We start from the raw sequence: 8,076 nt of genomic DNA, 5'->3' as shown, positions 1-8,076 counted from the left end.
CCCCACCTCGCCACGGGCGCTTATCCTGGCAAAGCCAGCCAGGCCAAACGCGACCAATGGCTCCAAGAGCAGCGCCACCGACTCAAGCACGAACCCGGCGCCGTTGACGCCCTCATCGAAGAAGGCACACGCCTGATGGATAAGCGCTCCTTGGGCAAAACCGTCAAAGCCAATCTTCAAGCGGCCCTGACCTACTTCACCAATCAACGCGCACGCATGAACTACCCCGCGCACCTAGCCGAGAACTTACCGATTGGCTCCGGGGTCATCGAAGCGGCCTGTAAAACCCTGGTCAAGCAGCGCCTGTGCGGAGCGGGCATGCGCTGGAAACATCAGGGCGCCAAGATTGTTTTGAGCTTACGTGCGTTGGTTCAGTCGACCGGACGCTGGGCGCAATTCTGGGACAAGATCGATCAGTTCGGTGCTCAGCCTTGCTAAGGACATTATTGAAAGGTAGCACCCGGTGATGCCGCCCCTGTCACTCTGCTGGTACTTCCCATTCAGCATGGCGGCCGGTTGTTTGCGGTCATGGAGCTGGCCGTGATGGAGCCTGTGACTGACGCACAGCAAGATCTGCTCAGAGGGATCGAGCCGACCATCGCGTTGAACCTTGACATCCTGCTGCACGCCCAGGAAGCAATCGAGCTCCTTGCCGAGACCGTCAGTGCAGAGCAACAAAGCCTGCAGATTCTCAGTTCGGTTGGGGACGGCTGACATGTTTGTCACGCCGATTCGGTGTCGCGGCAAAATCGACGGAATTGTGCTGGTTTGTCGCGAAACAGACTCAGACTCCAGCCTGAGTGTTTCATGCGCTTAAGACAAGCGACCCCGATTATCGTTGCAGTCTATCTCCTGCTGACGGTTGTCACGATCAGTGCGCATCTCGTCTATCAGCATTTCAGCGCTGTGCAAACCCAGGCGCTCCAGCGCCGGCAGCTTGCCGAGGCGGAAGTGACGCGTCTGATCCACGGATCCGAATATCTGACCAGCAAGGTGCGCGCCTATGTGGCCACTGGGGATGTGCGCTACCAACAGGACTATTGGCATGAGGTCAGGGTGACAGACTCGGTCGGTCATGCCGAGACGGCGCTGCGTGTTCTCGGGTTGACACCGCAGGAAATGGCGCTGATTGAGCGCTCCAGGAAACACTCGGATGCGTTGGTGGCACTCGAAACTCGTGCCATGCGCGCGCGTTCGCAGGGCAAGCTGGCCGAGGCCTCTGAACTCGTCTTTGGTGAGGACTATGAGGGCGCGCTGGCCAGGATCTACGAGCCGGCCGAGCGCTTCCGAAAGCTATTGACCGAGCGCATCGACGCGGACGTTGCCCATGCGGCGCACCGGGTGCAATGGGTTTACAACTTCAATATCGTATTGACATTGTTTGCAGTCATCATGGTCATCTTGCTGTTGCTGTTCTACCACCGTCGGGTGATCGGACCGCTGTTGCAGATGAATGCGCAGATGCAGCATCTGATCGCCGGTCAGGCCGCAAGCCGATTGCCCTTTGCCGGTGAATCCTCAGAGATCGGCCAGCTGGCGGCGTCGTTTGACAAATACCGCGAGATCGGAGCACAGGTTGCCGATGAACAATGGGTCAAGATGCATGAGGCTCGCATCGCCGCTGAGTTCCAGGGGGTTGATTCGTTCCGCACCTTGGGACAATTGTTCCTGGATCAGGTGGCGCCGCTGATTGAGGTCGCGCATGGTGTGTTTTACATCATGGAGGAAGACGGGCGCCGCTTGCGCCTGCTGGCGCAGTACGCCTATCGCGAGCGCAAGTCGCTGTCGCAGTCCTTTGCTTTGGGCGAGGGGCTGGTCGGTCAGTGTGCCTTTGAACGATCGCCCATTGTTCTGACGCAGCCACCGCCTGACTACATCCGGGTGGGCAGCAGCCTGGGCGACAGCGCGCCGACCAGCATCATGGTGCTACCCGTGCTGGGCGCAGACGGCGTGCTGGGAGTGGTCGAAATCGCGAGCCTGCGGCCGCTGGAGTCGCGGGAGCAGTCGTTGCTGGACGCTCTGTTGTCAACACTGGCTCTGGCGATGGATGTCCTTGAGCGCACAACCAAGGTCAAGCGGCTGTTAGAGTCGACTCAGATCCAAGCCGAGCAACTGGCCGAGCAGACCAAGACGCTGGAGGCACAGCAGTGCACCCTGCAGGATCAATCGGTGTTTCAACAGGCGCTGCTGGAGACCATTCCCTATCCGATTTTCTACAAGGGCGCCGATACCTGTTTCATTGGGGTCAACACGGCCTACGAAAAGACCTTTGGCGTTCGTCGCGAGGCCCTGATTGGCAAGCGGGTGCTCGATCTTGAGTATCTCCCGCAACAGGATCGCATGGCCTATCAGGAAGAAGACGCAGAGGTGATCCGCACCGCCGGCAACATCCAACGCGAGGCCAAGATGCCCTTTGTAGACGGCATTGAGCACGAAACCATCTATTTCGTGTCCGGCTTCCGCAAGGCGGACGGGAGTCCGGGCGGGCTGGTTGGAACCTTTGTCGATATTGCTGAACAGAAACAAGCCGAACGGGTGCTCAGGCAAGCCAAACTACTGGCCGAGGATGCGGCCAAGATCAAGAGTGACTTCCTGGCCAACATGAGTCACGAGATTCGCACGCCGATGAACGCGATCATCGGCATGTCGCATCTGGCACTCAAGACCGATCTGAATCCACGTCAGCGGGACTATCTGCACAAAATCCAGCTGTCCGGCCAGCATCTGCTCGGCATTATTAACGACATCCTCGATTTTTCGAAAATCGAAGCCGGCAAGCTCACGATCGAGCAGACCGACTTCGATTTGAATCGCGTGCTTGACAATGTCGCCAATCTGATCAACGAAAAAGCCACGGCCAAAGGGCTGGAGATGCTCTTCGATGTCGCCGTAGATGTCCCGGACATAATGGTCGGCGATCCGCTGCGTCTTGGGCAGGTGTTGATCAACTACGGCAACAATGCGGTCAAGTTCACTCACGCAGGCGAAATCAGTGTCGTAGTGCGTAAACTTGAGGAGCGTGAGCGCGATGTCCTGATCCGCTTCGGGGTGCGCGATACCGGCATTGGTCTGACTGAAGAGCAGATCTCGCGTCTGTTCCAGAGCTTCAGCCAGGCCGACACCTCAACCTCCCGCAAGTACGGTGGCACCGGCTTGGGGCTGGCGATTTCGAAGCACCTCGCCGAACTCATGGGCGGCGAGGTGGGGGTCGAGTCCAAGCCAGGCCAGGGTTCGACCTTCTGGTTTACGGCGCGGCTTGGCAAGAGTGAGCAGATGGCGCAGCAGCGTCTGCCGGATCCAGACTTGCGCGGGCTGCGCGTTCTGGTGGTCGATGACAGCGAGTATGCCCGTGATGTCCTGACGGACATGTTACAGAGCATGACCTTCGCGGTGTCGGGCGTCGGTGACGGCCAGGCCGCGATCAAAGCGGTGCGCGAGGCCGAGACCGCCGGCCATCCTTACGCCATCGTCTATCTCGATTGGCAGATGCCGGGCATGGATGGCATCGAAACCGCGCATGGCATCCGCGAGCTGGGCCTGATTCATGAGCCCAAGTTGGTGATGGTGACCGCATACGGTCGCGAGGAGGTGATTCGGGCTGCGGAGAAAGCTCTCTTTGACGACATTCTGATCAAGCCGGTGAATATCTCAATGATGTTCGACACCACGATCCAGGTGCTCGGTGGCGAGGTCTCCAGCAAAACCACGACAGCGCAAGCGCACAGCGCGGCTACCGACGACCTGGCGGCGATTCGAGGGGCGCGCGTATTGCTGGTTGAGGACAACGCGCTCAATCAGGAAGTGGCGGGTGAATTGCTGCGCGACGCCGGACTGCGGGTTGATCTGGCCGAGAACGGTCAGATCGCCCTGGAGCGCGTGCGAGCCCATCCAGCTGGCTATTACGCCGTCGTGCTGATGGATATGCAGATGCCAGTGATGGACGGAGTGACGGCAACGCGCGAGATTTTGCAGCAGCCGGAGCATGCACAGCTGCCGATTCTCGCCATGACCGCAAATGCGATGGCGCAAGATCGCGAACGCTGCCGCGCGGCTGGCATGGTCGATCACCTGACCAAGCCAATTGAGCCCGAGCAGCTCTGGAACGCGCTGTTGCGATGGATCCCGCCGAACGACGCGCAGGCGCTGAACCTGGCAGACAAGTCAGCCGGGAAGGGCGCTGCACTGCCTGGATCCACCAACGGCCTGCCGCGCCACATTGCCGGCCTTGATGTTGAGCTTGGACTGCGACGCGTGGCCGGTAAGCGGGCATTGTATGTGTCGATTTTGGAAAAATTCGTCGCGGCACAGCATGATACTCCGACTCAGATCCAGACTGCGCTCAGTGCCGACGACCGTGCATCTGCGGAACGTTTGGCCCATACCTTGAAAGGAACCGCAGGCAATATCGGAGCAACGGCCCTGCAAGCGCAGGCTGCCACCGTGGAAACCCTAATCCGGAACGAAGCCGATTCGGATCAGCTAGCCACCGCACTGCGGACGCTGGAGTCGGCTCTGACGCCAATGATCGACGCCATCGCGGCCGCGCTCCCGCCGCAGGAGCAGGATGCCACCGAGTCCGAGGTTGATCAGCAGCGCTTGCAGCCATGGCTGGAGCGGCTGGCAAGGCTGCTGGCCGATGATGATCCCGCCGCCGTTGACCTATGGATCGAGCAGTCCCAACGCCTGCGCACTGGTTTGCCGGCGCATGGGCAGACCATTGGGCGCTTGATCGAGGCGTTTGATTTCGAGGCGGCACTCGCCGCCTTGCAGGAGGCCCGGCAGGATGCCACGGGTGGTGAAGCCGGGTGAATTGGCTGCTCGACCATCCCAGGATCGCGCGCGTGCTCGCGTTCTGTCTGGCGCTGCTGGGCGGGTTTCTCGCCGGCGAGTGGCAGCGCGCCGATCTGGAGCAGGATTTTCGCAGGAATCTCGACAACGCCGCTGAGTCGGCGGCCAGCCACCTTGAGATGGAAACCATGCATGGCGAGACCATGGGCGTGCTCTCGCTGCTGGGACGCAGCGAGGAGGCCTTGCGCGATGTCGCGCTCGGGACGCTGCCCGAGGACAGTCCGCAGGCTTTGCTGCGACTGCGCACAGCGCGGGAGCAGCTGGGCGCCGATGGCATTTACGTCATGAACGACCAGGGTGTGATCGTCGCTCATGAGACAACCCACAAGAAATCAACCGGCAAGGATGTCTCCTTTCGACCTTACTGGCAGCAGGCGATCACGGGAAGCCCAAGTGTCTATGCCGCCGTGGGTTCGCGCAGCTTCGAGCGCGGCATCTACACGGCGGTTCCGCTCTATGCCAGCGCCTCGACGGACTCGGACGTGATCGGAACCCTGGTCGCCAAGCGACTGGCGGCGGATCTCGATGAGCGGCTGTCGACCTGGAAGGCGAAGGCGCTGCTGCTATCTCCGCAGGGGGTCGTGTTCGCGACCAGCGAGCTTGCCTGGCTCATGCGTCTTGCCGGGCTGCTCGACGCGGAGCGCCTCGGAACGCTTGCCAGCCTGAAACAGTTTGGCAGGATGTACCAGACCGGGCACGGTGTCTTACCGCTTGACTTCGACCCCAAGGCCGATGTGGTGCGCATACGCGGCGCCCGCTACGCGGCCGTCCAGAAGCCGATCCGTTGGAATGATCCAGAGGGCAGCTGGACATTGGTGCTCTTTCGGGACTTGGCGAGTGCGGTGCCAGTGACCCATATGCGCGTGTTTCAAGGTGGTATCGCGCTGGGCCTGTTCGTGCTGTTGTTGCTAGCCTTGCGCGCTATGCACGAAACGCGAGCACGGGCAGAAGCGTTTGCGGAGCAGGAGGCGGCCGTACGTGAGCTGGCCGAGGCGGCACGACTCAAGGAGTTGTACTCCGAGTTCAGCGTGCAGATGCAACAGGCCCGCGACATTCCTTCACTTGCCAAGGCTTTCTTCCGCCAGCTGACCGACTTTACTCCCTTGCATCAGGGAACCCTGTACTACCTCGACCGCGACATGCAACAATCGGGGGGGTTGGCGGGGGATCTGGCGGGGGATCTGGCGCTGGCCGGTGCCTATGCCACCGAAGGCGCTCCCGACAAGATTCCGGTCGGTGAAGGACTGGTCGGTCAGTGTGCCCTGGATGGGCAGTACAAGCAGTTTACTGATCCGCCGCCGGGGTTCTGGCGCGTGCGCACCGGCTTGGGCGAGGCTGCGCCACGGTTGCTGGTGCTGGCGCCAATCAGGCACAGCGATCTGCTGATCGGCGTGCTGGAACTGGCCTCCATGGAGCGGGATGCCGATACCTTCAAAAAGACGCTGACCGGCCTGCTGCCGGTGCTGTCGATGGATCTCGAGATTCTGCTCGCTGCGCGCAGCAACGACGCAATGCTCCAAAAAACCCGCCTTCAGGCCGAGGAACTGCTGCGACAACAGCAACGCAGCCGCCGGGCCGAAGCCTGGCTGGACACGGTGTTACAGGAGCTGCCGGACGCCTTGTTGATTGTCGCCGAAGACGGGGAGATTCTGCGCGCCAACGCTGCGGCGGAACGTTTGTTCGGCTATGATGACGCGCCGTTGCAAGGCATGAGTGTCGAGCAGTTGCTACCGGAATCCTTGCGGGAAGGCCACGCACAGCAGCGGGCACAGTTCATTGCCAGGGGCGAGCAGAGCCGACGGATGTCAGCCGACCGTGGGAGTGTGCAAGGTCGACGAGCCGAGGGTACAATTTTTGACGCCGCGATTTCATTGGGTGTCATGCCCCCGGATGCCAACGACCTCAAGTCGATCTGTGCCCTCATCCGCCCTTTGAAGAATCCCTGAAAAACCCGGAATCCTTGCCAGGAGACGCAACCGATGGATGCCGAAACCGCGACACTCGCAAAGCCAACCATCCTGGTTGTCGATGACACGCCCGACAATCTGTCCCTGATAAGCGGGTTGCTCAAGGACCACTACCGGGTAAAAGTAACCAACAACGGCGAGCGCGCGTTGAAAATCCTGCGCTCGGACACGCCCCCCGATCTCGTGCTGCTTGACATCATGATGCCGGGAATGGACGGCTACGAGATCTGCCGCCAATTAAAGGCCGACCCGGCCACGCGCGACGTGCCGGTTATCTTTCTCACCGGGAAGGCTGAGGTTGAGGACGAAATGCGCGGCTTGGCAATGGGCGCGGTGGACTACATCACCAAGCCGATCAGCCCCCCGATTGTGCTGGCGCGGGTGAAAAACCATCTGATGCTGAAGGCGAGCGCCGATTTCCTGCGCGACAAGGCTGACTACCTTGAGCACGAGGTGGCACGCCGGACATGCGAGATTGCCGCGATTCAGGATGTGACCATTATGGCCATGGCCTCCCTGGCTGAAACACGCGACACTGAAACCGGAAATCACATTCGCCGTACCCAGCATTACGTGAAGATTCTCGCGGAAAAGTTGCGGACCCATCCGCGCTTCGCTGCCCAACTCGACGAAGAGACGATTGCGATGCTGTTTAAATCGGCGCCCTTGCACGATATCGGCAAGGTCGGGATTCCAGACCGCATCCTGCTCAAGCCGGGCCGCTTCGAGCCGCACGAGTTCGAGATCATGAAAACCCATACGACCCTCGGCCGGGATGCCATCCAAGCCGCCGAGGACCAGTTGGGCATGACAGTCGCATTCCTGACCACTGCCAAGGAGATCGCCTATGGCCATCAGGAGAAATGGGACGGATCTGGCTATCCCGAGGGCTTGGCAGGTGACGCCATCCCGTTATCGGCGCGGCTGATGGCGGTCGCCGATGTCTATGACGCGCTCATCAGCCGACGCGTCTATAAGGAAAGCATGTCGCACGAGCAAGCCGTCTCTATCATGCAGGAAGGGCGCGGGTCTCATTTCGATCCCGACATCACAGACGCCTTTCTTGAACTCCAGGAAGACTTTCGCGCGATCGCAGCCCGCTATGCGGACTCCGATCAAGACATGGAGCGCAAACAAGCTCAGTTGGATCGTTTGTCAGGAACTGACGCATAGGCCGTTGATTGCCAATCCAACCGAACCAGCGGGAGAGCCATGAGCAAAGTGCTCAATAGTGGCTTTAATTACACAACTATTTGCGGGC

General features: G+C 60.4%; 4 protein-coding genes and 1 pseudogene. All 5 read left to right on the top strand.

Going from position 1 to position 8,076, the window contains the following annotated elements:
- Window positions 1-438, top strand: a pseudogene (locus CKO36_RS09655) (ISKra4 family transposase); the annotation flags it as partial.
- A 90-nt stretch (window positions 439-528) separates the two neighbouring features.
- The gene (locus CKO36_RS09650; RefSeq protein ID WP_200283845.1) at window positions 529-714 is read left to right on the top strand and encodes a hypothetical protein; all 186 of its coding nucleotides are present in this window, start codon (window positions 529-531) and stop codon (window positions 712-714) included.
- 93 nt (window positions 715-807) lie between these two features.
- Window positions 808-4,809, top strand: coding sequence for a response regulator (locus tag CKO36_RS09645; RefSeq protein WP_200283844.1), 4,002 nt, complete (start codon window positions 808-810; stop codon window positions 4,807-4,809).
- Window positions 4,806-6,794: a PAS domain S-box protein gene (locus CKO36_RS09640; RefSeq protein ID WP_200283843.1), complete on the top strand. Its 1,989-nt coding sequence runs from the start codon at window positions 4,806-4,808 to the stop codon at window positions 6,792-6,794. The genes CKO36_RS09645 and CKO36_RS09640 overlap by 4 nt, the downstream gene beginning before the upstream one ends.
- Window positions 6,795-6,827: 33 nt before the next feature.
- On the top strand, window positions 6,828-7,988 hold the full coding sequence (locus CKO36_RS09635; protein ID WP_200283842.1) for a response regulator: 1,161 nt from the start codon (window positions 6,828-6,830) through the stop codon (window positions 7,986-7,988).
- Window positions 7,989-8,076 lie beyond the last annotated feature (88 nt).

Source organism: Rhabdochromatium marinum (genome assembly GCF_016583795.1).
In the GTDB taxonomy this organism is placed as follows: domain Bacteria; phylum Pseudomonadota; class Gammaproteobacteria; order Chromatiales; family Chromatiaceae; genus Rhabdochromatium; species Rhabdochromatium marinum.
The sequence above is the reverse complement of the archived record's forward strand: the minus strand, read 5'-3'. Positions and strand labels throughout refer to the sequence as shown.

What these genes read in the sequence shown, in the direction of transcription:
- CKO36_RS09645 (WP_200283844.1), top strand. Translation starts at nt 808, where the DNA reads ATGCGCTTAAGACAAGCGACCCCGATTATCGTTGCAGTCTATCTCCTG.
- CKO36_RS09650 (WP_200283845.1), top strand. Translation starts at nt 529, where the DNA reads ATGGAGCTGGCCGTGATGGAGCCTGTGACTGACGCACAGCAAGATCTG.
- CKO36_RS09635 (WP_200283842.1), top strand. Translation starts at nt 6,828, where the DNA reads ATGGATGCCGAAACCGCGACACTCGCAAAGCCAACCATCCTGGTTGTC.